General features: G+C 73.2%; 19 protein-coding genes. 15 read left to right on the plus strand and 4 right to left on the minus strand.

What is annotated here, in order from left to right; translation table 11 throughout:
• Positions 1-199 precede the first annotated feature (199 nt).
• The 6 genes from VGN74_RS13960 (at position 200) to VGN74_RS13985 (ending at position 7,693) form a co-directional block, all read left to right on the plus strand.
• On the plus strand, positions 200-2,968 hold the full coding sequence (locus VGN74_RS13960; RefSeq protein WP_327449232.1) for a PAS domain S-box protein: 2,769 nt from the start codon (positions 200-202) through the stop codon (positions 2,966-2,968).
• A 136-nt stretch (positions 2,969-3,104) separates the two neighbouring features.
• The gene (nadA, locus tag VGN74_RS13965) at positions 3,105-4,187 is read left to right on the plus strand and encodes a quinolinate synthase NadA (RefSeq protein ID WP_327449234.1); all 1,083 of its coding nucleotides are present in this window, start codon (positions 3,105-3,107) and stop codon (positions 4,185-4,187) included.
• A gap of 49 nt (positions 4,188-4,236) precedes the next feature.
• On the plus strand, positions 4,237-5,073 hold the full coding sequence (locus tag VGN74_RS13970; RefSeq protein WP_327449236.1) for a metalloprotease: 837 nt from the start codon (positions 4,237-4,239) through the stop codon (positions 5,071-5,073).
• Positions 5,073-6,602: an L-aspartate oxidase gene (locus VGN74_RS13975; RefSeq protein ID WP_327449238.1), complete on the plus strand. Its 1,530-nt coding sequence runs from the start codon at positions 5,073-5,075 to the stop codon at positions 6,600-6,602. The genes VGN74_RS13970 and VGN74_RS13975 overlap by 1 nt, the downstream gene beginning before the upstream one ends.
• Positions 6,599-7,450, plus strand: a complete 852-nt coding sequence (gene nadC, locus VGN74_RS13980) for a carboxylating nicotinate-nucleotide diphosphorylase (RefSeq protein ID WP_327449240.1) — start codon at positions 6,599-6,601, stop codon at positions 7,448-7,450. Before VGN74_RS13975 ends, nadC begins: the two co-directional genes overlap by 4 nt.
• A gap of 63 nt (positions 7,451-7,513) precedes the next feature.
• Positions 7,514-7,693: a hypothetical protein gene (locus VGN74_RS13985; protein ID WP_327449242.1), complete on the plus strand. Its 180-nt coding sequence runs from the start codon at positions 7,514-7,516 to the stop codon at positions 7,691-7,693.
• Between the two features lie 4 nt (positions 7,694-7,697).
• On the opposite strand, the gene VGN74_RS13990 is transcribed toward VGN74_RS13985, so the two are convergent.
• The gene (locus VGN74_RS13990) at positions 7,698-8,741 is read right to left on the minus strand and encodes a cell wall hydrolase (protein WP_327449244.1); all 1,044 of its coding nucleotides are present in this window, start codon (positions 8,739-8,741) and stop codon (positions 7,698-7,700) included.
• A 443-nt stretch (positions 8,742-9,184) separates the two neighbouring features.
• Between VGN74_RS13990 and VGN74_RS13995 the strand changes: the two genes are divergently transcribed.
• From VGN74_RS13995 to VGN74_RS14010, 4 genes are all read left to right on the plus strand, one after another.
• Positions 9,185-9,373: a hypothetical protein gene (locus VGN74_RS13995; RefSeq protein ID WP_327449246.1), complete on the plus strand. Its 189-nt coding sequence runs from the start codon at positions 9,185-9,187 to the stop codon at positions 9,371-9,373.
• Positions 9,374-9,579: 206 nt separating this feature from the next.
• Entirely contained in the window at positions 9,580-9,942 is a 363-nt protein-coding gene (locus VGN74_RS14000) for a DUF6481 family protein (protein ID WP_327449248.1), read from the plus strand.
• Positions 9,943-10,029: 87 nt separating this feature from the next.
• Positions 10,030-11,115 (plus strand): bifunctional transcriptional activator/DNA repair enzyme AdaA, encoded by a 1,086-nt coding sequence (locus VGN74_RS14005; protein ID WP_327449249.1) that lies wholly within the window; start codon positions 10,030-10,032, stop codon positions 11,113-11,115.
• A complete protein-coding gene (locus VGN74_RS14010; RefSeq protein WP_327449251.1) occupies positions 11,109-11,630 on the plus strand; it encodes a methylated-DNA--[protein]-cysteine S-methyltransferase in 522 nt (173 codons plus the stop codon). Before VGN74_RS14005 ends, VGN74_RS14010 begins: the two co-directional genes overlap by 7 nt.
• Before the next feature lie 60 nt (positions 11,631-11,690).
• Here the strand turns inward: VGN74_RS14010 and VGN74_RS14015 are convergent, their stop codons facing one another.
• Positions 11,691-12,161: a TIGR01841 family phasin gene (locus tag VGN74_RS14015; protein WP_327449253.1), complete on the minus strand. Its 471-nt coding sequence runs from the start codon at positions 12,159-12,161 to the stop codon at positions 11,691-11,693.
• A gap of 289 nt (positions 12,162-12,450) precedes the next feature.
• Between VGN74_RS14015 and VGN74_RS14020 the strand changes: the two genes are divergently transcribed.
• Positions 12,451-13,830, plus strand: a complete 1,380-nt coding sequence (locus VGN74_RS14020; RefSeq protein WP_327449255.1) for a D-alanyl-D-alanine carboxypeptidase family protein — start codon at positions 12,451-12,453, stop codon at positions 13,828-13,830.
• A gap of 3 nt (positions 13,831-13,833) precedes the next feature.
• On the opposite strand, the gene VGN74_RS14025 is transcribed toward VGN74_RS14020, so the two are convergent.
• Positions 13,834-14,643, minus strand: a complete 810-nt coding sequence (locus VGN74_RS14025) for a uracil-DNA glycosylase (RefSeq protein ID WP_327449257.1) — start codon at positions 14,641-14,643, stop codon at positions 13,834-13,836.
• Between the two features lie 194 nt (positions 14,644-14,837).
• Here VGN74_RS14025 and VGN74_RS14030 point away from each other — a divergent pair, with 194 nt between their 5' ends.
• The 4 genes from VGN74_RS14030 to VGN74_RS14045 all read left to right on the plus strand — a co-directional run bounded on the left by VGN74_RS14030 (position 14,838) and on the right by VGN74_RS14045 (position 20,186).
• Positions 14,838-16,493, plus strand: a complete 1,656-nt coding sequence (locus tag VGN74_RS14030) for an electron transfer flavoprotein-ubiquinone oxidoreductase (protein WP_327449515.1) — start codon at positions 14,838-14,840, stop codon at positions 16,491-16,493.
• A gap of 84 nt (positions 16,494-16,577) precedes the next feature.
• Positions 16,578-18,353 (plus strand): tetratricopeptide repeat protein, encoded by a 1,776-nt coding sequence (locus VGN74_RS14035; RefSeq protein ID WP_327449259.1) that lies wholly within the window; start codon positions 16,578-16,580, stop codon positions 18,351-18,353.
• A 7-nt stretch (positions 18,354-18,360) separates the two neighbouring features.
• Positions 18,361-19,236, plus strand: coding sequence for a 4-(cytidine 5'-diphospho)-2-C-methyl-D-erythritol kinase (locus tag VGN74_RS14040; RefSeq protein ID WP_327449261.1), 876 nt, complete (start codon positions 18,361-18,363; stop codon positions 19,234-19,236).
• Positions 19,237-19,271: 35 nt separating this feature from the next.
• Positions 19,272-20,186 carry a hypothetical protein gene (locus VGN74_RS14045; protein ID WP_327449264.1) on the plus strand — a complete coding sequence of 305 codons (915 nt, stop codon included), beginning with the start codon at positions 19,272-19,274 and terminating at the stop codon, positions 20,184-20,186.
• A gap of 158 nt (positions 20,187-20,344) precedes the next feature.
• On the opposite strand, the gene VGN74_RS14050 is transcribed toward VGN74_RS14045, so the two are convergent.
• Positions 20,345-23,110 carry an ATP-dependent DNA helicase gene (locus VGN74_RS14050; protein ID WP_327449517.1) on the minus strand — a complete coding sequence of 922 codons (2,766 nt, stop codon included), beginning with the start codon at positions 23,108-23,110 and terminating at the stop codon, positions 20,345-20,347.
• Positions 23,111-23,221 lie beyond the last annotated feature (111 nt).

A 23,221-nucleotide genomic window follows, 5' to 3' on the forward strand; every position in this document is an offset into this window, starting at 1 on the left:
TCCTTGGTGACTACAGGGTCTTGATTGAGAAGGTGGGGCGGGTCAGCCTGTCCGCAAGGGCCACGGGCCGGCCCGCGGCGCCAATGAGTGACTTGGCGCCTGCCATCCGGGGCGGACGGAACGTTTTGTCGTCGCAAGGGTTGCGCAGGGTCGATGGCCGATCCCGTGGAGGGGTTGGAGCCGTCGGCGCGGGGGATGCATGACGGGCTTACGGGCGGTTCTTGAGGCAGGCGGACTGAGCCGGCTTCTGGCGCGCGCTGCGCGTCGTCGGGCGACCCCGCTGCAGGCGGTCGGCCTCGGTCTGACGGCGGCGCTCGCCGTGCTGATTCTGCGCTGGGCGCTCAGCGCCGCCTACGGCGATGCGGCCGGCTTCATGATCTTCCTGCCGGCGGTGATCGTCGCCACCCTTGCGGCGGGACCGGTGGCGGGCGTGACGGCCCTGATCGCCTGCCTCGCCGGGGGCTGGGTGCTCGTCGGCGCGACCAGCGGCATCGACCTGTTCGACCACATCCGTCGGGTCGCCACGACCAACTTCGTTCTCGTCGGACTGTTTTCCGCCGCCGTCGCCGCAGCCTTGCGCCAGGCCATCTGCGACCTCGATGCGGCGTCGGCTGCCCAGGACGCCGCGACGCGGGCGCTTGACCTTGGTCAGAGCGAGCTTCGGGCCCTGCTCGACCAGTCTTCCGCCGGTGTGGCCCGATTGAACGCCGAGGGGCGCTTCGTGGCCGCCAACGACCGGTTTGCGGCCATCCTCGGCCGCGCTGCAGACGACCTGATCGGTCTCAGTCCGCTGGACATCACCCATCCGGATGATGTCGCGGTGACGATCGACCTGTTCGCGCGCATGCAGGCCGGCGCGCCCGGTGGCGAGATCGAGAAGCGCTATCTGACGCCTGACGGCTCCCCGGTCTGGTGCCTCGCCAGCGTGCGGGGTCTGATCGCCGCCGACGGCGCGCCCGACGGCTATGTGGTGGTGCTGGTCGACGTCACGCCGGCGCGTCGAGCGGACGCTGCGAGGGCCGAGAGCGAGGTGCGCTTCCGCCTGATGGCGGATACGGCTCCGTCCCCGGTCTGGATGACTGACGTCGAGGCCCGGGTGGAGTTCGCCAACCGGGCGCTCGTCGAGTTCTACGGCACGCCGATGGACGCGCTGCTGGGCCATGTCTGGCGCGCCGCCCTGCACCCGGACGACGTCGCCCGGGTCGAGGCGGTGCAGGCGGCGCATCGCCCTGGCCGGCTGCCGTATGGCTTCGAGGCCAGATTCCGCCGGGCCGACGGCGCCTGGCGCTGGATGCGCTGTTCGGTGAACCCCCGGTTTGACGTCGATGGCGCCTTCCTCGGCTACGTCGGCATGTCGTTCGACGTCACCGAGCAGCGGCTGGCGCTCGCGGAGGCGCGCGAGAGCGAGGAGCGGTTCCGCGCCATCGCCGATACGGCCCCGGTGCTGATCTGGGTGACCGATCGGGAGCGTCGGCGCGAATTCGTCAACGAGGCCTACGTCGCCTACATGGGCGGGGACTACGAGACCGTGCGCGACGCCGACTGGCGCGACTACATCCACCCGGACGATCAGCCCGGGCTGGTGACCGCGTCCCTGGCCGGGGAGGCGACACGTCAGCCGTTCTCGCTGGAGGCGCGCTACCGCAGGGCGGACGGCGTTTACCGCTGGCTCAAGTCGTTTTCGCGCCCGCGCCTCGACGCACACGGCGATGTGGCCGGCTTCGTGGGTGTGGCCTTCGATGTCACCGACGCCAAACAGGCCGAGCAGGACCTGAAGCGTCTCAACGAGCTGCTGGAAGACCGGGTCGGGGCGGCCCTCGCCGAGAAGGCCAAGGCCGAAGCGGATCTCATGCACGCCCAGCGCATGGAAGCCGTCGGGCGTCTCACGGGCGGGGTGGCGCATGACTTCAACAATCTGCTGACCGTGGTGATCGGCGCGCTCGACATCATCCTGCGCAGCGACGATCCGGCGCGGCGCGAGAAACTGGGCCGCGCCGCCCTCAGCGCCGCGCGTCGGGGCGAAAGCCTGACGCATCAGCTGCTTGCCTTCTCGCGCCGTCAGGCCCTGCGGCCCGAGCCAACCGATCTCAACGCCCAGATCCAGCAAAGCGAACCGCTGCTGCGTCGCGCCTTGGCGCCCGGCGTGGCGCTGGACCTGGCGCTCGCGGCTGACGCGCCCCGGGCGGACATTGATCCCGCCCAGCTGGAGGCGGCGCTGCTCAATCTGGTGGTCAACGCCTCGGACGCCGTCGGAGAGGGCGGCCGGGTCGAGGTGCGCACCGGTACGCGCCGGCTGGCCGAGGGCGATGACGCGACCCTGGCCCCGGGACTCTATGTGCTGCTGACCGTCGCGGACGATGGCGCCGGCATGAGCGCGGACATCGTCGACCGCGCTTTCGAGCCCTTCTTCACCACCAAGCCGCTGGGCAAGGGCACGGGGCTCGGGCTCAGCCAGGTCTACGGCTTCTGCCGCCAGAGCGGCGGCGACGCCCGGATCGCCTCGGAAGCGGGCCGGGGCGCGGAGGTCACGCTGTGGCTGCCCGCGCTCGCGGCGGATCATGCTCTCCCCGTGATCGAGGAGCCGGAACCTGTTGGCGGTCTCGCCGGGGCCGGGCGCGTCCTGCTGGTCGAGGACGACGCGGCGGTGGCCACGGTCGCCGAGGAGCTGCTGCAGGGGCTGGGGTATGAGGTCGAGGTCGCCGGCAGCGGCGAGGCGGCCCTGACGGCGCTCGCGGCGGCCAGTTTCGACCTGATGCTGACCGACGTCATCATGCCCGGCGGCATGAACGGGGCGGAGCTGGCCCGTCGGGTGGCGGCGCAGTATCCCGAGGTGCGGGTGGTCCTCACCTCGGGGTATGCGGGCGAGGATGTGGCCGCCACCCTGGCGGATGCGCCCTGGCCCTTCCTGCGCAAACCCTACTCCGAAGCCGAACTCGCGCGGGCGCTGCGGCCGGCCGCCGCGACATGAGGCCTTGCGCCTTGCAGGCGAACCTCTATCTTGCGCAGGCCTTATGCTAAATCTGAGCATAAGGAAGCGGGCGCAGCCCGCTTTTCTCGGGCGCCGCTTATGCTCAAATAGAGCATAAGCGGGACAGGAGGCGGCGATGGCCTATGGCGAGGCTCCCGGTCTGGACGAGGTGACGGCGCGCGAGACCGCGCACCTGTGGCCGCGCCTGAAGGATCATGTCACCCCTCTGGAGTGGTCGCTGCAGGCGCCGCTGATCGCCGAGATCAACCGGCTGAAGCGAGAGCGCGACGCCGTCATCCTGGCGCACAACTACATGACCCCGGAAATCTTCCACGGCGTGGGCGACTATGTCGGCGACAGCCTCGGACTGGCCCGCGAGGCGGCGCGGTCGCCGGCGCGGGTGATCGTCCAGGCCGGCGTGCACTTCATGGCCGAGACGTCGAAGATCCTGTCGCCGGACAAGACGGTGCTGATCCCGGACCTGCGCGCCGGCTGCTCGCTCGCGGCCTCGATCACGGGGGCCGACGTGCGGCTGATCAAGGCCCGCTACCCCGGTCTGCCGGTGGTGACCTATGTGAACACCACGGCTGACGTGAAGGCCGAGACCGACATCTGCTGCACCTCGGCCAACGCCGTCCAGGTCGTCGAGTGGGCCGCCCGCGAGTGGGGCGTCGACCGGGTCATCCTGATCCCCGACGAGTTCCTGGCGCGCAACGTGGCGGCCCAGACGCCGGTCGGCATCATCGCCTGGAAGGGCCGCTGCGAGGTGCACGAGCGCTTCACCGCCGCTGACATCGCCGAGATGCGCGAGGCCTATCCCGGCGCCGAGATCCTCGCCCACCCGGAATGCCCCGAGGAGGTGCTGGCCGCCGCCGACTTCGCCGGCTCGACCGCCGCCATGAACGACTATGTCGTCCAGCGCCGGCCGCGCGAGGTGGTGCTGATCACCGAATGCTCGATGGCCGCCAATGTCGCCGCCGACGCCCCGGACACGCGCTTCATCGGCCCCTGCAACCTGTGCCCGCACATGAAGCGGATCACGCTGGAGAACATCCGCGACTGTCTGCTCGAGATGAAGCACGAGGTGACGGTGCCCGAGGAGATCGCCGCGCGCGGCCGGCTGGCGGTGCAGCGCATGATCGATCTGCCGCCGCCGGCGGTTCCGGCGCGCTACGACATGATCCGCGCGCGTCACCACGTCGCCGTCGAGCTGATCTGATGGTCGCGGCGGCCTTGCCCGGCGCGACGGCCGGAGCCACGTCCGGGGCATGAGCGACATCGACACTTCCGGCCCCTGGGGCCCCCGCGACGGCCGCGCGCCGCCCCCGCCGCTCCCGGCGCCGGCGGCGACCGCCCCCGCACGGCCGACCCCCGCCGCGCCGCCGCTGGACCGCGGTCAGAACCCGCTCTGGGCGCTGGTCTCGACCCTGCTGCTGGGCGGCTTCATCTGGTGGATCACCCAGAGCTGGATGATCGCCATCGCCGCCGTGTTCGGGCTGTTCGTGCACGAGTACGGCCATGTGCTGGCCATGAACCGGCTCGGCATGGGGCCGGCCCGTATCTACATCATCCCCTTCCTCGGCGGCGTCGCCCGCAGTCAGCGCCTCCCGGCCAGCGAGTGGGACGGGGTCAAGGTCTCGCTCGCCGGCCCGGCCTTCGGGCTGCTGGCGGCCATCCCCTTCTTCGCCGGTAACCTGATCACCGGCGACCCCCTGTGGCTGCAGGGCGTGGCGGCCATCGCCTTCCTCAATCTCGTCAACCTCGCCCCGGCCCCGCCGCTCGACGGCTCCAAGGCCCTCGGTCCGGTGCTGGCGCGCATCCATCCGGCGCTGGAGATGGCGGCGATGATCGCCGTCGGCGCGGCGGCCATCTGGTGGGGCTTCAGCAATGGCGCGTGGATCTTCGCCGCCTTCCTCGCTCTCGCCCTGTTTTCGCACATCCGCCGCGGCGCCTGGCGGCCCGAGGGCCGTCAGCTGACCTGGGGCGAGGCGGGCAAGAGCGTCGCCCTGTTCCTGCTCACCGCCGCCGCCTGCGTCGGCGTCGGGGCGCTCGGCGCCTGGCCGGCGCTCGTGGGCGCGGCCGGAAACGGGATGGAGCTGATCTGATGCGCCCGGTTCGCGATCGTCAGGTCCACGACGGACCGCTGGTCATCGGCGGCGGCCTCGCCGGCCTGTCGGCGGCGCTGGAGGCCGCGCCGCGGCCGACCCTGCTGGTGACCCCCGCGCCGCTGCTGCAGGCCTGCGCCTCGGCCTGGGCCCAGGGCGGGCTGGCCGCAGCCCTGACCCGCGCCGACTCGCCCGGGCTGCACGCCCGCGACACCGAGATCGCCGGCGCCGGTCTGGTCGCGCCCGAGGCCGCGCGCGCCCTGACCGAAGACGGCCAGGCCACGGTCGAGTGGCTGGCGGCGCTGGGCGCGCCCTTCGACCGGGACGCCGACGGCGGCTTCAGCGTCAGCCTCGAGGCGGCGCACAGCGTCGCCCGCGTCGCGCGGGTCGGCGGCGACGGCGCCGGCCGCGCCATCCTGTCGGCCCTGGTCGCCGCCGTGCGCGCGGCGCCGCACGTCCGCACCCTCGAGAACGGCCGGCTGCGCGCCCTGCTGCAGGACGCCGGCGGGCAGGTGCGCGGCGTCGTCATCGAGCGCGACGGCCGGCTGACCGAGATCCTCGCCCCGGCCGTGATCCTCGCCACCGGCGGGGTCGGCGGGCTTTACGCCGTGACCACCACCCCGGCCGCGCTGAAGGGCGAAGGCCTGGCGCTGGCGGCGCTGGCGGGGGCAGAGATCCTCGATCCCGAGTTCGTCCAGTTTCACCCGACGGCCATCGACGTCGGCCTTGACCCGGCCCCGCTCGCCACCGAGGCGCTGCGCGGGGAGGGGGCCCGGTTGATCGACGGCGAGGGCCGCTTCCTGCTTGGCGAGGCGGCCGAGGCTGACCTCGCCCCCCGCGACGTGGTGGCCCGCGCCGTCCACGCCGCCCGCCAGTCCGGCCGCGGCGCCTTCCTCGACGCGCGAGCGGCGATCGGGGCGCATTTCCCGACGCATTTTCCGGCGGTGTTCGCCGCCTGCATGGGCGCGGGGCTGGATCCCCGTGAAGCGCCGATCCCGGTCGCGGCGGCGGCCCACTACCACATGGGCGGCATCGCCGCGGACGCGGACGGGCGCACCGGCCTGGCGGGCCTGTTCGCGGTCGGCGAGTGCGCCGCCACGGGCGTGCACGGCGCCAACCGTCTGGCGTCCAACTCGCTGCTGGAAGCGGCCGCCTTCGGTCGCCGGGCCGGCCGTCTGGCGGCGGCGGGACCCGTCGAGGTCTCCGGTCGGACCTCAGTCCTCGGCGGCGAGGTTCCGCCGGACCTGGCGCCCGGGGCGCTGGGCGAACTGCGCGAGGCCATGACGGCCGAGGCCGGCGTGGTGCGCGACGCCGCCCGCCTGACCCGCCTGCTGGACCTGCTCGCCCGGCTGGAGCGCACGGCGCCGGACGCGCCGCCGCTGGTCGCCGCCGGCCTGATCGCGCGCGCGGCGCTGGACCGTCGCGAGAGCCGCGGCGGCCACTACCGTACCGACTTCCCTGAACCCCTCGCCGAGGCGCGTCACAGCCGGCTGCGCCGCCCGCCGACCCCGAGCACCGCCGCCGCATGAACGCCCTGCCTGACCTTCTCATAGAGCCCGTCGTTCGTCTGGCCCTGCACGAGGACCTCGGGCGCGCCGGGGACCTGACCGCCGCCGCCTGCGTGCCGGCCGGAACCCGCATGCGGGCGGTGGTCGCCGCCCGTCGGGCCGGGGTGGTCGCCGGGCTGGCGATCGCCCCGCTGACCGTGCGCCTTCTGGCCCCTCAGGCGACGGTCGAGCTGCTGGCGACGGACGGCGACGCCGTCGCGGCCGGGGCGCCGCTCGTGCGCATGGAAGGCGACGCCCGCGCCCTGCTCGCCGCGGAACGCACCCTGCTCAATCTGGTCGGCCGGCTGTGTGGCGTGGCCACCCTGACCCGCGCCTATGTCGAGGCGGTGGCCGGGACCGGCGCGCGCATCGCCGATACGCGCAAGACCACACCCGGGCTGCGGGCGCTGGAGAAGCACGCCGTGCGCTGCGGCGGCGGCGTGAACCATCGCTTCGGCCTCGATGACGCGATCCTGATCAAGGACAACCATATCGCCGTCTGCGGCGGGGTCGCGGCGGCGATCCGCGCCGCGCGGGCGTCGGCCGGTCATCTGGTGCGGGTGGAGGTGGAGGTCGACACCCTCGACCAGTTCGATCTGGCCCTCGTCGAGCGGCCGGATGTGATCATGCTCGACAATTTTGAACTGCCGCAACTGCGCGAGGCCGTAGTCCGGGCCGGGCGGGAGCCGGTGCGGCCGGTGCTGGAGGCGTCGGGCGGGGTGTCGCTGGAGACGGTTCGCGCCATCGCGGAGACGGGCGTCGACGTGATCTCGGTCGGGGCCCTGACCCACTCGGCCCCGGCGCTGGATGTCGGCCTCGACGTGATCTGAGCCGTCTCGCGGAACCCGGTGCAGGCCCGGACGGTTGATCCGGGGTCATTCCGGAGGTGTTTCGTGTCCCCCTCGCGCCCGCCTGAGCTTCAACCGATCCCTGAACCGTTCGACCTCGCGGCTCGCCCACCGGAGGAGAAGCCGGACGCCGACGGTGACGCGCCGCCGGCCGCGGACGCGCCGAGGCCGTTCGGCAATCTCACCGAAAACCTCACGACCCAATGGAATGTGGAGACCGACTGAGACGTCAGCTGCGCGGCGCGTCGGCGTCCTGAAGGGTGGCCGTGGCCGGGGCCGCCGCGTCGTCCGCGGTCGGGGCAGAGGCGTCCGACGGGGTGCGGCCCGTCGGCGCCGGGGCCGCCATCCCCTCCTGCGCCAGGATCAGCGAATAGGCCACAGCCTGGCCCGCCTGGCGCACCGGCTCGGTGGGGTCGAGGCTGGCCATGACGGGCGTTTCCGCCGGCGCAGCCGACGGGGCGGGTTCGTAGGCGAAGGCCGCATTGGCTCCAGCCCGACCGCCGAAACGGTAGAAGACATGGTCGCCGACCTGGGTCACCTGCAGCAGGCTGTGCCGCCAGCGCGGGCTGACCGCGGTGGTGTGGAAGTGTGTCGCGGTGCCGACAGCGGCGAAGACCTCGCCCGACAGGGCGCGGGCGGCGACGTCGCGGGCGCGCGTCCAGGCCGACCGGTTGACCGCGCCGCGCATGGCGCCGTTGCAGGTAAAGCTGAACTGGCAGCCGGTCTGGCGCGCGGCGCCCTGGAAGACGACGCCGCAGATGGTCTTGGGGAAGGCGGGGTGGCGGGCGCGGTTCAGCACGACCTGGGCCACCGCCTGCATGCCGGCGCGGCCTTCGCCGCGCGCCTCGTAATAGACGGCCTGGGTCAGGCACTCGAGGTCGCGCGAGGCGTCGAGAGCGCCCGAGAACTGGAACGGCCGGGCGGGCGTGGTCAGATTGACGCGGCGCAGGCCGGTCTCACCGCTCGACCGCGCGCGAAGATCCTCAAGCCGGGCGGTCATCAGCTCGGCATTACGGTCGCGCTGGGTGGGCCCGGCGACGCTGTAGGGATCGTGACGACGGGCGATGGCCAGGGCGCTGGCGTCCAGACCACCCGCGGCGGCGGCGAGCGCCTCTTCCGTAAAGCCTGCCGACGAGGCGCCTTCGAGCCGCTCGACCTGCGCCCGCACCGTCGTCGCCTTGGCCGCCATGCCGCCGGCATAGGCGCACCCGATCGCCAGACCGGCCAGAACGCCAACGGCGACGGCGGCATGGGCAGGTTTGACACGGACCATGGAGGCGGCGCGCAAAGGCGGTCGCGGCGAGAGAGTCGACAAGCAAGGCGTCCTATACGGCAGGGCGGGAAACGTCGCCCCCGGGTCGTCTCGGGTGCCCGACAGCCATCGGGTCCCGGCAGGTCAGCGGCCGTGCGGAGCCGCTACAGAGCGCGCCTGTATAGCCGTTAATATGGCGGCAATGTGTTCGATTCGCAAGGCGCGGCCCTCTGTCAGCACCCGCCGGGCGCGTCAGCCCGCTCCACAGACCAAAAAAGCCAGCGTCGCCAAGGGGCTCGCTGTACAACCTCGGACTACTTGGCGCGATAGCTTGTTTACTTCTGAAGCGCGCACGGAAACATTGTCTTCGCGTGAGGCGTGTGAGGCCGGCTTGAGGACTGTTGCTTGGCCGGAACCCGCCCTGGGCCCGGGCGTTCCTGAAGGTAGTCCACAGGAGAGTCGTCATGCGTTCGTCGCTTGGTCCCGCCCTTGTCGTCCTCGGTGTCGCCGGTCTGCTGACCGCCTGCGGCGCCACCATCGAGCAGAAGGCGGCCACCGGCGCTGTCGCTGGCGCCGTCGTGGCCGGGCCCGTGGGCGCAGCGGTGGGCGGCGCTGCGGGCGCCGCCGTGGGGCAGGCGCAGAAGCCGGACTGAGCCCCCGGACGGCGGCGTCCCGGCCATTTCAGCTTGCGATCACCGGTCGGGCAGCCTATTTGCCGCAGGCCGACGCCATCGCGCGTCCGGGCTGTGCGAGGCGCCGACCGGTGCGTTGCGCGGCGCTTCCCAATCGAAAGCGACGTATGCGCCCCGGTCTTCGCGCCGGCGCGGCGTCCTGATGCCCAAGGAATGATCCCCCGCGCATGCGCGATCTGAAACAGACCGGCTTCACCGATCGTCTCTCCGCCCAGGCGGAAGCCCGCAAGGCCCTGCTCGCCAAGTTCAAGCCCAAGCCGCACGTCCCGGCCGCCGATTTCGAGGCTGTCCGCGCCCAGCGCGAGGCTGAGCGCGAGGAACTGCGTCGCCAGCGCGAACTGGAGAAGGCCGAGCAGCGGCGTCTCAAGGCCGAGGCCGAGGCGGCGCGTCTGGCGCAGGCGCTGGAAGCCGAAGAGGGTGAACTCGCCGCCAAGCGCGCCGAGCGTAAGGCCCGCAAGCAGCTCACCAAGGAAGAGCAGAAGGCGCGTCGCGACGAGCGCTACGCCGCCCGCAAGGCCCGCCAGCGCTGATCCTGGCTCCCGGCTTTGCGGCGTGACGATCACGCCGGAGTCCGAAAGCCGCGAGACGCAGACGGCGATCGGGGGCAGGGTGGGGCCATGGACGTCCCCGCCGCCCCTCTTGACGCCGAAGCCTGCTACCGCGCCCTGACGTCGCGCGACGCCCGCTTTGACGGGCGCTTCTTCACCTGTGTGTTGACGACCGGCATCTACTGCCGCCCCGTGTGCCCGGCGCGGACGCCGAAGCGTGAGAATGTCCGCTTCGCCGAGAGCGCCGCTGCCGCCGAGGCGCGCGGCTTCCGCCCCTGCCTGCGCTGCCGTCCTGAAACCGCGCCGGACATGGGCGCCTGGCGCGGTTCCTCCAGCACGGTCAGCCGGGCGCTGGCCCTGATCGAGGGCGGCGCGCTGGATGAGGGCGATGTGGAGCGGCTGGCCGAACGCCTCGGCGTCGGCGGGCGCCACCTGCGCCGGCTGTTCCGGCAACACCTCGGCGCGGCCCCGGTGGCGGTGGCCCAGACGCGGCGGGTGCTGCTGGCCCGGGCGCTGCTGCACGACAGCGACCTGTCGATGGCGAAGATCGCCCTGGCGGCCGGCTTCGGCAGCGTGCGTCGCTTCAACGAGACCTTTCAGGCCCTGTACGGCCGTCCGCCCTCGGCGCTGCGGCGTCGTCGCGTCCCGGCCGGGCGCGGGGAGGGGGGCGTGCGGCTCGGCCTGCCCCTGCGCGAACCCTACGACGCCGCCCAGGTCCTCGCCGACCTCGCCGCCGCCGGCGAGACGGTCGAGCGCGGGGTCTGGCGTCGGGACCTCTGCCCTGAGGACGGCGCCGAGGGCTGGCTGGAGGCGCGCCTCGCGCCCGGCCGCCTCGACCTCACGGCGTCCGTGTCCGATCTGCGGGTCCTGCCCCGGCTGCTGGCCCGGGTCCGACGGCTGTTCGACCTCTCGGCGGACCCCGAGGTGATCGGGCGCGACCTCTCCGCGGACCCGCGCCTGCGCGACCGTGTGACCCGGCGTCCCGGGCTGCGCGTGGTCGGCCGCTGGGACGCAGACCCCGCCGCGCCGCCGCTCGTCGCGCCAGAGGCCGTCATCGCGGACGCCTGGCGGCCCTGGGAGGGCTACGCCCTGCGCCACCTGCGCGACGCGGAGCCCTGTCTCACACCCCTGACTGCCGGAGCTGCGCCATGCTGACCGTCGCGTCCCGTCTCGTCGTGTCCCGCGTCGGGACGCCCCTGGCGCCTGTCATCCTCGTTACGGATGAGGAGGGGGCTGTGCTCGCCCTCGACTTCGCGGACTTCGAGGATCGCCTGAGACGTCTCCTCCTGCGCTACCACGGCCCGGTCGCGCCCGCGCCGGGTGATCCGCCCCGCGCCGTCGCGGAGGCCCTCGCGGCCTACTTTGACGGCGAGGTCACGGCGCTGGACCGGCTGTCCGTGCGGATGGGCGGCACGCCGTTCCAGCGGAGCGTATGGAGCGCCCTGCGCGCCATCCCGGCCGGTGAGACGCGCAGCTATGGCGTGCTGGCGGCGTCGCTGGGGACGCCGAAGGCGGTGCGGGCGGTCGGGCTGGCCAACGGGGCCAATCCCGTGGCGCTGATCGTGCCCTGTCACCGGGTGATCGGGGCCTCGGGCGCCCTGACCGGCTATGCCGGCGGGGTGGCGCGCAAGGCCTGGCTGCTGCGCCACGAAGGCGTGCTGGCGGGCTGACGCGAAAAGGGCCCCCGGGTCGCCCCGGAGGCCCTTGATCGTCTTCGAACGTCCGCAAGCTTAGCGGGCGGCCTGGAAGCGCTCGACCGAGGCGGTGACGCGCTCGTTGATCGGCTTGAAGCTGTCCTTCATCGAGGCCGTCAGGGTGTCGGTCATCTTGGTGACTTCCGACAGGTAGGTCTCGATCGCCGACTTGGCGAAGGTGGTCTGCAGCTCGACCAGTTCCTGCACCGAGCGGGCCGAAGCCAGCGACTGGGCGGCGCTCAGGTTCTGCTCGAGGGTCTTCTTCGAGTAGGCCATCGCCTGCTGCGACAGGGCCTCGGCGCCACGTTGGGCGGCCGTGGCCGACTCGACCATGGCTTCGAGGTTCTTCTTGCCGTGCGAGGAGATCTCGGTGAGGCCAGCGACCGAGCGGTCGATGGTCTCGCGGAACGCCTGGGCGCCGGCGGCCTGGGCCTTCTCGGCGGTCGCCTTGGCGGCGGTGGTGGCTTGTTCGACGGTTTTCTTCACGGTTTCAGCGCTGTCGGCCATTGGGGGAGCTCCTGAAGCTTGCGCGTGGACGCTAATTTTTTCTCGCGCCGGGCGAGCCCGAGCACGCGCGTCTTATGCTGCAATAGCGAAGAGGGGTCAAGGACGATTGTGCAATGCACAATGTGATCGGCATTCATCTTATCAATCGAGGGGGGAGACGGCTTCACAAGTCTGTTCAGGGTGCGTTAACCCAACCGCAAGCCGACTTCGGCATGGTATGGGGCTTGCTTCCGTCCCGTGTCGGGGCTGTCGCCGTCGCCCAGCCGCAGTAGAGGCCGCACGTCCGAAGATGAGTCCGCTTCGCCGAGCCGTTCCCCTCGCCGCCGTCCTGGCCCTGGTCCTGTCGGCGTCGCCCTCGTCGCCGCCCGTGGTCGCGCAGTCCGGCGAGAACGTCCGTTACGCCGCCATCGTGGTCGACGCCGCCTCGGGCGAGGTGCTGTTCGCCCGCCATGCCGACGCCCGTCGCTATCCGGCCTCCATCACCAAGGTCATGACGCTCTACATGGCGTTCGAAGCCCTGGCGGAGGGCCGCATCAACCTGACCGACGAGATCACTGTCTCGCCGCGCGCCGCGTCGCAGCCCCCGTCCAAGCTCGGCCTGCCGGCCGGCGCGACCATCACGGTGGATGACGCCATGCGCTCGCTGGCGGTGCGCTCGGCCAACGACATGGCCGTGGCCCTGGCCGAGCATGTCGGCGGCTCCGAGGCCCGCTTTTCGGCGCAGATGACGCTGAAGGCGCAGCAGCTCGGCATGAGCCAGACGCGCTTCGTCAACCCGCACGGCCTGCCCGACGCCCGCCAGCTGACCACGGCGCGCGACCTCGCGGTGTTGACCCGCGCCGTCATGCGGGACTTCCCCCAGTACTATCACTACTTCGGGCAGCACCACTGGGTGTACAACGGCCGGGAGTACGCCAACACCAACGGGTTGCTGCACAGCGGCTCGGGCTATGACGGCATCAAGACCGGCTACACCAACGCGTCGGGCTACAATCTCGCGGCCTCGGCGGTGCGCGACGGGCGTCGGGTCAACACCATTGTGCTGGGCGGCCGGTCGACCGCCTCGCGCAACGCCCATGTCGCCGAGCTGATGAACACCGCCTTCGAGTTCGAGGCCCTGCGGCGCGGCGAACAGCCGGTGCAACTGGCCCAGACCTTCTTCGAGCAGCGCGGGTTCGGCGTCGGTGGCGACACCCGGCTGGGGGACGGGCCGGTGGCCTACGCCTCGCTCGATCGCACGCCGGCGGAAGGACCGACCGCCGCGGGCAGTGACGCCGATACCGTGGGCACCGCCCTCGTGGCGCTGGCCGCCGGACCTGCGGCGGATACCGCGGGGCTGAGCGTGACTGACCGCCTCAACGGCGGTCGCGCGGCGCCGGCGGCCCCGGCGCGCGCCGCCGCGGCGACCCCGGCCCCGGCCCGGCCCGAGCCGGCCGGCCGCTGGGCCGTGCAGGTCGGGGCCTTTCGTGACCGCGAGGTGGCCCAGGGCTGGCTGACCGAGGTCAATCGCCGTTTCCGCGCCCAGTTCCGCGGCACGGAACAGACGGTCCAGACCGCCGGCGAATGGTATCGCTCGCGCTTCGTCGGCCTGACCGAGGAGGCGGCGCGTGAGGCGTGCGAGGCGCTCGGGGCCCGGCGCGTCACCTGCGCCGTGATCCGCCCGGAATAAGGCTCAACGTCCGGCGTCGAGCCGCGCCGCGACCTCGAGAAGATCCGACCAGACCGCGCCCTTGGCCTGCGGCTGCCGCAGCAGGAAGGCCGGGTGCAGGGTGGTCATCACCGGGGCCTCGATGGCGCCCTCGGGCAGCCGCCAGTCCTTCCACTGGCCACGCAGCTTCATCACCCCTTCCTCGGCCCGGAGCACCGAGCGGGCCGCGGCCGCCCCCAGCAGCAGCACCACACGGGGACGAACGAGGGCGAAGGCGCGCTCGACGAACGGGGCGCAGACCCGCTGCTCTTCCGGGCTCGGGGTGCGGTTGCCCGGCGGCCGCCAGAAGACGGTATTGGTGATGAACACCTGATCAGCCAGTCCGGCCGCCGTGAGCATGCGGTCCAGCAGCTGGCCGGCGCGACCGACGAACGGCTGGCCCCGGGCGTCTTCCTCGGCGCCCGGCCCCTCGCCGATGATCATCAGCGGCGCGTCGGGCCGGCCGCGGCTGAACACCGCCTGCCGCGCGCCCATGCCCTTCAGGGGGCAGCCCTCGAAGGCGGCGATGGCGGCGGCGAGGGCGTCGAGGTCGGCGCAGGCGGCGGCGAGCGCGCGGGCTTCGGCCGCGGCGGTGTCGGGATCCGCCGTCCCGGCGGCGGCGAGCGCGACCGGGGCAGTGGGCCGGACCGGCACGGGCGGCGGTGGGGCTGGCGCGGCCAGCCGGTCGACCGGCGCGTCCTCGAAGGCCGTATCGACGCCCGCCTCGGCCCAGAAGGCCATCAGGGCCTCCAGCGCGCGGCCGTCCTGAGGCGAAATGTCGGTGGGCGCGTTCATGACCAGACCCGGGATAATCCTTGACCGCCCCCGCGTCACCTACGGATAAGCGGTCAAAAGACCCTTCAACGCACGAGGATACGCCGACCTTGGCCGAGCAAGCGATCGAAGGCGGGGCCGCCAGCGCCCGCCAGGAAGCCATCCTGGACAATCTGCCGCCGCTGGAAGCGCTGCAGGGCGTCGAGCGCGAGATCATGGAGTACGACGTCGTGATCGTCGGCGGCGGGCCCGCGGGCCTCGCTGCGGCGATCCGGCTGAAGCAGCGGGCCGAGAAGGACGGGGCCGAGATTTCGGTGGCCGTGCTCGAGAAGAGCGCCGAGATCGGGGGCCACATCCTGTCCGGCGCGGTGATCGACCCGAAGGCGCTGGGCGAGCTGTTCCCGGACTGGAAGGCCCGCGGCGCGCCGCTCGAGACGCCGGTGACGCACGACCAGTTCCTGCTGCTGGGGCCGCAGGGCGAGCTGCCCCTGCCGATGCCGCTGCTGCCGCCGTTCATGCACAATGATGGCTGCTACATCGCCTCGCTGGGCAATGTCGCCCGCTGGCTGGGCGAGCAGGCGGAGGCGCTGGGCGTCGAGGTCTATCCGGGCATGGCCGCCAGCAATGTGGTCTGGGAAGAGGAGACCGGCCGGGTCAAGGGCGTGGTCGCCGGGGTGTTCGGCATCGACCGCGAGGGCAAGCCCACCGGCGACTTCCAGCCCGGCCTCGAACTGCACGGCAAATACGTCTTCATCGCCGAGGGCGTGCGCGGCTCGCTGGCCAAGACCATCATCTCGCGCCACCGGCTGCAGGACGGCCGGTCGCCGCAGAAGTACGGCATCGGGCTCAAGGAGCTGTGGCAGGTGCCGGCCGAAAAGCACCGGCCCGGCCTGGCCCAGCACACCACCGGCTGGCCGCTGGACGACAAGACCGGCGGCGGCAGCTTCATGTACCACTTCGGCGACCGCTACGTGGCCATCGGCTATGTGGTGCACCTGAACTACAGGAACCCCCATCTGTCGCCGTTCGACGAGTTCCAGCGGTTCAAGCATCATCCGGCCATCGCCGAGCATCTGGAGGGCGGCACGCGCATCTCCTACGGCGCGCGGGCGATCGTCGAGGGCGGACTGCAGTCGATCCCGAAGCTCAGCTTCCCGGGCGGCGTGCTGATCGGCTGCTCGGCCGGCTTCGTCAACGTGCCCCGCATCAAGGGCAGCCACAACGCCATGAAGACCGGCATGCTGGCCGCCGACGCCGCCTATGAGGCGGTCCGCGCCGGGCGCGCGGGCGACGAACTGGTCGAGTACCAGACCGCCTTCGAGTCCAGCTGGGTCTACAAGGAGCTGGCGCTGGTGCGGAACGCCAAGCCGCTGCTGTCGAAGTTCGGCACGACTCTCGGCGGTGCGCTGGGCATGTTCGACATGTGGTGCCGCACCCTGCTGGGCGGCTGGTCGCCTATCCCGACCCTGAAGCACGACAAGACCGACGCCGCCTCGACCGAGCCGGCGGCGCAGCACAAGCCGATCGCCTATCCGAAGCCGGACGGGAAGCTGAGCTTCGACAAGCTCTCGTCGGTGTTCATTTCCAACACCAATCACGCCGAGGAGCAGCCAGCGCACCTCAAGCTGATCGACCCGTCCGTCCCCATCCAGGTCAACCTGCCGAAGTACGGCGAGCCGGCGCGCCTGTACTGCCCGGCCGGCGTCTATGAGGTGGTCTATGGCGACGAGGCGGCGAAGGCGGACCCGCGGTTCGTCATCAACGCCCAGAACTGCGTCCACTGCAAAACCTGCGACATCAAGGATCCGTCGCAGAACATCGTCTGGACCACGCCTGAAGGCGGCGGCGGCCCGAACTACCCCAATATGTGAGCCCCGGCGGCGCCTGCGGGCGCCGCCGCCTTGCCGCGGCCACGCAAAACGGGGAGGCTGTCGGTTCCCCGAACGGACGCGACCATGACCGAACGCCTCAAGCCTGCCCTTCTTGTCGCCGCGGCGACCGTCCTGTCCGGAGCGCTCCTGCCGCCCGGCGAGACGCAGGCGGCGGAGGCCCGGCCCGTCATCCGGCTGGGGCCCGATCTCAGCGGGCGCCTGATCGATGCTGACGGGCGCTCGGCCTATGGCCTGTTCCTCGCTGGCCGGTCGGCCTTCGCCCGCGGGCAGGCCGGCGTCGCCGCCGACTATCTCGCCGCGGCCCGGACCCTGGCCGCAGACCAGACCCGCCTCGCCGATCAGGCCTTCACGGCGGCCCTGCTGTCCGGCGACATGACCCTTGCCGCCGCGACGGCGCCGACCGCGGAGACGGCCCCGCCGGTGCTGGTCGAGGCCGGACGGCTGGCGCGGGCGGTCGAGGCCCTCGCGCGTGGTCGCGCCCGCGCTGCGCATGCGTCGCTTGCCGCCGAGCCGATCGGCGCGCCCCACGCCCGCGCTGGCGCCCTCCTGGCCCCCTGGGCCGCGGCGCTCGCCGGCGACTGGACGGCGGCGCTGGCCGAGCCGACGGTTACTGACCCGCGCACCCTCGTCTTCCTGCGCTACAGCCGCGCCCAACTGCTCGAGCGTCGCGGTCGCCATGCCGAGGCCGAGGCGGCCTGGGTCGCCCTCGTCAGGGACACCCCCAACGCCGCCCTGTTCCGGGCCGACTACGGGGCCTTCCTCGAACGCCGGGGCCGCCGCGATGAGGCGCGCGAGGTCTATGCCGCCGCCGGCGCTCCGGCCGGTCGCGCGCCGGAGGGCCTCGCCCGGCTCGACGCCCGGGGCCGCCCGCCCGCCCTCGTCGACCTGAGGGCCGGCGCCGCCGCCGCTCTCATGGCCGCCGCCACCGCCGCCGTCGCCGATCAGGCCGGCGAGTTCGCCGTGGCCTATCTGCAGATGGCGCTGACGCTCGACAACGACGACGCCCTGCGGCTTCGCCTGGGCCAGACCCTGGCCCAGGTCGAGCGTCGCGCGGCGGCGCGCGAGGTGTTCGCCGCCATCGGCCCCGAGCGTCCCGGGCTTTATGCGCCGGCGCGTCTGGGCATCGCCTTCAGCCTCGAGGCGGATGGCGACCTTGAGGGGGCCGTCCGCGAGGCCCGGGCGGCGCTGAATGTCGCGCCACATGACGCCGGCGCCGCCTATGCCCTCGCGGCGCTGCTGCTGCAGGCGGAGGACCCGGGCGGCGCGCTCGATCTGCTGACGGGGCCCTTGCTCAACGCGCCGGTGCAGGCGGCCGAGGTGCGGTTCCTGCGGGGCGCCGCCTATGAGTCCCTTGGCCGCATCCCGGAAGCCGAGGCCGAACTGTGGGCGGCGCATCAGGCCGCGCCGGAGGACGCCACCATCCTCAACTACCTCGGCTATATGTGGGTCGATCGCGGGCTGCGGGTGGAGCAGGGGGCCGAGATGATCGCCCGCGCCTTCGCCGCCGAGCCCGAGAACGGCAACATCCAGGACTCGCTGGGCTGGGCCCAGTACCGGCAGGGACTCTATGAGGAAGCGGTCGAGACGCTCGAGGCCGCGGTGGCCAAGGAGCCGGCCAACGCCGAGATCAACGGCCACCTCGGCGACGCCTACTGGAAGGTCGGCCGCCGGCGGGAGGCCGGCTTCCAGTGGGCCCGGGTCCTGACCCTGGATCCCGATGCCGACGAACGCGCCGCCGCCGAGGCCAAGCTGGCGATCGGGTTGGACGCCTTCGAGGCTGCGCAGGCTGAGCCTGCCGGGGCGACGACGACGACCGCCGCCGCCGCGCTGGAGCCCTGAGCCCGGCATGAGCGATGTCGCCGAGGCCCTGGCGCCGGCCAAGGTCAACCTGTTCCTGCACGTCGGCCCTCCGGCCGCGGACGGCTACCATCCGCTGGCCAGTCTGGTGGCTTTCGCCGACGTCGGCGACCGCGTGCGCCTGCGTCGCGCGGAGGCGGGGGCCTTCGAGGTCACCGGCGCCTTCGCCGGGGCGCTGGCGGGCGAAACCGACAATCTGGTCACCCGGGCCCTGTCGGCCTTCGCCGCGGCGGTCGGCGCGCCGGCGGCCTTCGCGGCCACGCTGGACAAGCAGCTGCCGGTCGCGGCGGGTCTGGGGGGCGGGTCTTCCGACGCGGGCGCCGCCCTGCGTCTGGCCAACCATCTCGCCGGGGCGCCCCTGTCGCCAGCGGCGCTGGAGGCCATCGCCGCCGCCCTCGGGGCGGACGGGCCCATGTGTCTGCGCGCCGAAACCGCCTGGGCGACCGGCCGGGGCGATGCGCTGCAACCCGAGACGCGCCTGCCGCCGCTCGCCGCCGTGCTGGTCAATCCCGGCGCGCCGTCGCCTACGGGTGCAGTCTATCGCGCCTATGACGCCGCCGTGACCGGCGCCGCCGATCTCCCGCAGCCGCCGGCCGAGTGGTCCGTCGCCGAGGTTATCGCCTGGCTGGCGGCGCAACGGAACGATCTGGAAGCCCCGGCGGTGCGGCTGGAGCCCCGTATCGGCGAGGCGCTTGCCGCCGTCCGGGCCGACCCGGGCGTAGCGCTGGCGCGGATGTCCGGGTCCGGGGCGACCGTCTTCGGGCTGTGCCGCGACACCGCAATGGCAGAGGCTGCAGCGGGGCGGCTCCAGGCGGCGCATCCCGACTGGTGGATCAGGCCCTGCCGTCTCGCGGGCGCGGCTTAAGCCTTCACATACGGCCCTGTGGCAGGCTGCGGGACATGGACACGCTCGCGCCCGATCACGCCGCCGCCTTCCGCGCCGTCCTCGCCCGGCTGTCGACCGACGACGCCGCCGCGGTGGAGGCCATCGCCCCTTTCGCCGCCCGCGACGCCGCCGCGGCCGCCCCGCACTGGAACTTCGACCTGCCGTCGCACGCCGCCGAGGCGGCGCTGGAAGCGCACTTCGGTAATCGCCTCACAGATGCCCACCGTCGCGCGCTCGTGGCGGTCTGGGCGCTGGAGTTGCCGCAGCGCGCCGCCGCAGAGACCCTGCCGCCGGAAGTCCACGCCCTCTATCCCGAGTGGATCGGGCGCATGGCCGCCTTCCTGACCGCGGCCGAGGATCCCTACGACCGCGATTTCTGGGCCAAGGACGTGCGCCTGTCGCTGGCGCTGAGCGTGCCCGGGGCGCGCACCCAGATGATCGACCTGTCCTCGCCGCTCGGGGCCGGCCAGGTGCTGCGCCACGCCCGCGAGGGCCACGGCTGGTCGGTGGTGGCCGACTATGCCCGCGCCCAGGCCTGGAAGCCGTGGCTGGAGGTGCACACCGAGAGCCGCGAGCTGGGCGATTTCAATGAGGCCGGCTGGGACCGCGCCTGGGCCACCGCGGCGGAGATTCTGAAGCGGCGGCCGCACATGGCTGGCATGCTGGGCTCCAGCTGGTTCTACGACCCGCCGCTGGAGACGATCAGCCCGCGGCTGGCCTATCTGCGGCTGAACCCGCTGCGGCACGGCGCCTTCATGGTCCACCAGGGGCCGGACGAGATCCACACCCAGCGGGCCTCCGCCTCCTCGCCGACCCGACGGGCGATGATCGAGGCTGGCGAATACACCGCCCGTTCGTGGATCGTCGCCTGGCCCCGCGCCGCCCTGATCCGCTGGGCCGACGCCCGCAAACAGGCGGCGGCGGCCTGAGCGCTCCTCCCCCGTGAAACGGGGGAGGGGGACCGCGAAGCGGTGGAGGGGGCGACCGCAGGCGCCGCGCGCTGTGAGGTTTTCGTCTCGTCCCTCGCCCCCTCCACCACGCTGCGCGTGGTCCCCCTCCCCCATACGCTTCGCTACGGGGGAGGAGATTATCCGAGAAACTCCCGCACCACCTCCACCGCGTCGGCGAGGCCGAGGCGGCGCACCTCTGTGCCCGGGGGCAGGGCGGCGAACAGGCGGGTCGGGGTGGCGGCGTCCAGCATGACGAACACGCCGCGGTCGTCGGCGCGCCGGATCAGGCGGCCGAAGGCCTGGGCGATGCGCCCGCGGGCCAGCGCGTCGTCCCAGGCGCGTCCGGCCGCGCCCTCACCGCCGAAGCGCTGGCGCCGCGCCCGGTGCAGCAGATCTGGCCGCGGCCAGGGCGCGCGATCGAAGGCCAGCAGCCGCAGCGAGCGGCCCGGCACGTCGACGCCGTCCCGCACCGCGTCCGTACCGAGCAGGCAGCTGTCGCGCTCGGCGCGGAACACATCGACCAGCGCCCCGACTTCCAGCGGATCGACGTGCTGGGCGTAGAGGGGGATGCCCGCCTTCGCCAGCTCCGGCCCCAGCCGCTCATAGACCGCCTTGAGCCGGCGGATGGCGGTGAACAGGCCCAGCGCCCCGCCGCCGGCGGCGAGGAACAGCTCGCGCATGGCTGCCGCGGTCTGGCGCGGGTCGTCCTTGCCGACGTCAGTGACCACCAGCACCCGGCTGTTGGCGGCGTAGTCGAACGGACTCTCGACCTTCAGGGTGCGCGCCGGCTCGATCAGACGGGCGGCCCCGGTGCGCACCCGCGCCGCGTCGAACGGATCGCCGCCGTCCTCAAGGGCGCCGGGGTCGGTCAGGGTGGCCGAGGTCACCAGCACCCCGTGCGCCGGCATGATGACGGCCGCCTCCAGCGGCACGGTCGGATCGATCCAGTGGCGGCGCAGGGCCACGTCCTGGATGCGGCCGAAGGCGGCCTCGGCCGACAGCCAGTCGACGAAGTCCGGGTCGGGTTCGTCGGAGGCCTCCTCCAGCGCCGCCAGCATGGCGCGCCAGCCGGGCAGGGTCATGCGCGCGCGCCGGTCCAGCCCGCGCAGCGCCCCCTCGATGCGGGCGCGCACGCCGCTGTCGAGCTCGGCCGCGTCGTCGTCGAGAATGTCTTCCAGATGCCGCGACAGGGCCAGCAGCGGCGCCTCGACCGCGGCGAGGGCCTGGGCGGCGGCCCGGGCCGACTCCAGCACCGGCTCGGTGACCGGGCGCAGGGCGCATTCGAGGCCGAACTCCGTGGAGCTGGCCCCCTCGGCCGCCCGGGCGCGCAGCTGGGCCAGGGCGGCGGCGAGGAAGCGCTCGATCGGCCCGACCGGATTGATCTCGCCCGAGGCCGGGGCGATGCGGCCGGACACCCCCTCGCCGGGCAGGGCGGCCGCGGCGCGGATCGCGTCGCTCAGCGCCTTGGCCGCCGGCTCGTTGTCCGCGCACAGCTCGCCGAGCCTCTGCTCCAGCCCGCGCCCGCGCCGGCCGCGCCCCTCCGGCCCGCGGATCCAGCGGCGCAGCTCGGCGGCCTCCTGCCCTGACAGGCAGGCGGAGAAGGCGCTGTCCGCCGCCTCGAACAGATGGTGGCCCTCGTCGAAGACAATGCGCTTCAGGGCCGCGGTCTCGGCGTCGCCCTTCTGGCCCCGCGCCGTCCGCGCGCCGTCGAAGGCGGCCTGGGTCATGACCAGCGCATGGTTGGCGATGACCAGGTCGGCGCGGCGGCTGGCGCGGATGGTCTTCTCCACGAAACAGGTGCGGTAGTGCGGGCAGGCGGCGTGGACGCACTCGCCGCGCCGGTCGACGAGATTGGCGGCCGAGGCCTGGCCGCCCGGGGCGACGGCGAACAGGCCCGGCAGCCAGCCCGGGAAGTCGCCGCCGGTCATGTCCCCGTCGCGGCTGTGCAGGGCCCAGCGCGCCACCAGCGCCGCCCCGATCAGGTCGCCGTTGCCCAGCTGGGCGGCCTGGACCATGTCCTGCAGGTTCAGCAGGCAGAGGTAGTTCTCGCGGCCCTTGCGGACCACGGCCTTCTTCCGGCGCACCTCGGGGTCGGGCCACAGGCCGGCGCTCTCCCGATCGATCTGACGCTGCAGGGCGCGGGTGTAGGTCGAGACCCAGGCCGCGCCCGCATTGCGCTCGGCCCACAGGCTGGCGGGGGCCAGATAACCGAGGGTTTTGCCGGTGCCGGTGCCGGCCTCGGCCAGCAGCACCCGCGGCCGGCCCTCCTCATCCCGGGGCGAGAAGGCGAAGGCGGCCTCGGCGGCGTAGTCGGACTGGGTCGGCCGCGCCTCGTCCAGCCCGGCCGCCTGCAGCAGTTTCTCCAGCCGGATGCGGGCGCTCTCGCTGTCGACCGGGGCCGAGCCGGCCTCGCCGCGCGGCGCCTCGTCCTCCCACTCCGGCAGGCGCGCCCAGACGTCGAGACCCGCGCTCCGCTCGCGCCGCTCGCGCAGCGGCTGGGCCGACAGGGCGGCGCGCACATGGTCGGCCCAGGGCCAGCCGGCGCGGCCGAGGGTCTCGTTGAGGGTGAAGGCCGCCTCACGTCCCGGATAGTCCGGCCGCGCCAGCTCGGCCAGCAGCAGGCCCGCGGCCTCGCGCAGGGCGAGGGCCTGGGCCTCGGCCGGGCCCGGCTCGGCCAGGCCGACGGCCAGCGCCAGACCGGTGGGGGAGGGGGCGCAGAAGGTGGCCGGCCGCACGAAGGCGAACAGCTCCAGCGCATCGAAAAGGCCCGGGCCGCGCGGCGGCGGGGCCAGCCCCAGCCGGCGCGCCGTCAGCCCGGCGTGGGCCACGATCACCGCCGGTCCGGTGAACAGCCCCTCGGCCTCGCCGCGCTTGATCCGGCGCGCGCCGGCGTCGTCCGCCACCGCCCCCGCGCCCGGCGGCGTCGCCAGGGCGGCTGGCAGCGGCGGCAGGCTGGCGGCGACCGGACTGGTCTCGGGCGCGGTGGTGGTCGGGGATGACGGACTCACTCCGGA

Origin of the sequence: Brevundimonas sp., assembly GCF_035998205.1 — a bacterium.
Taxonomy (GTDB): Bacteria; Pseudomonadota; Alphaproteobacteria; order Caulobacterales; family Caulobacteraceae; genus Brevundimonas.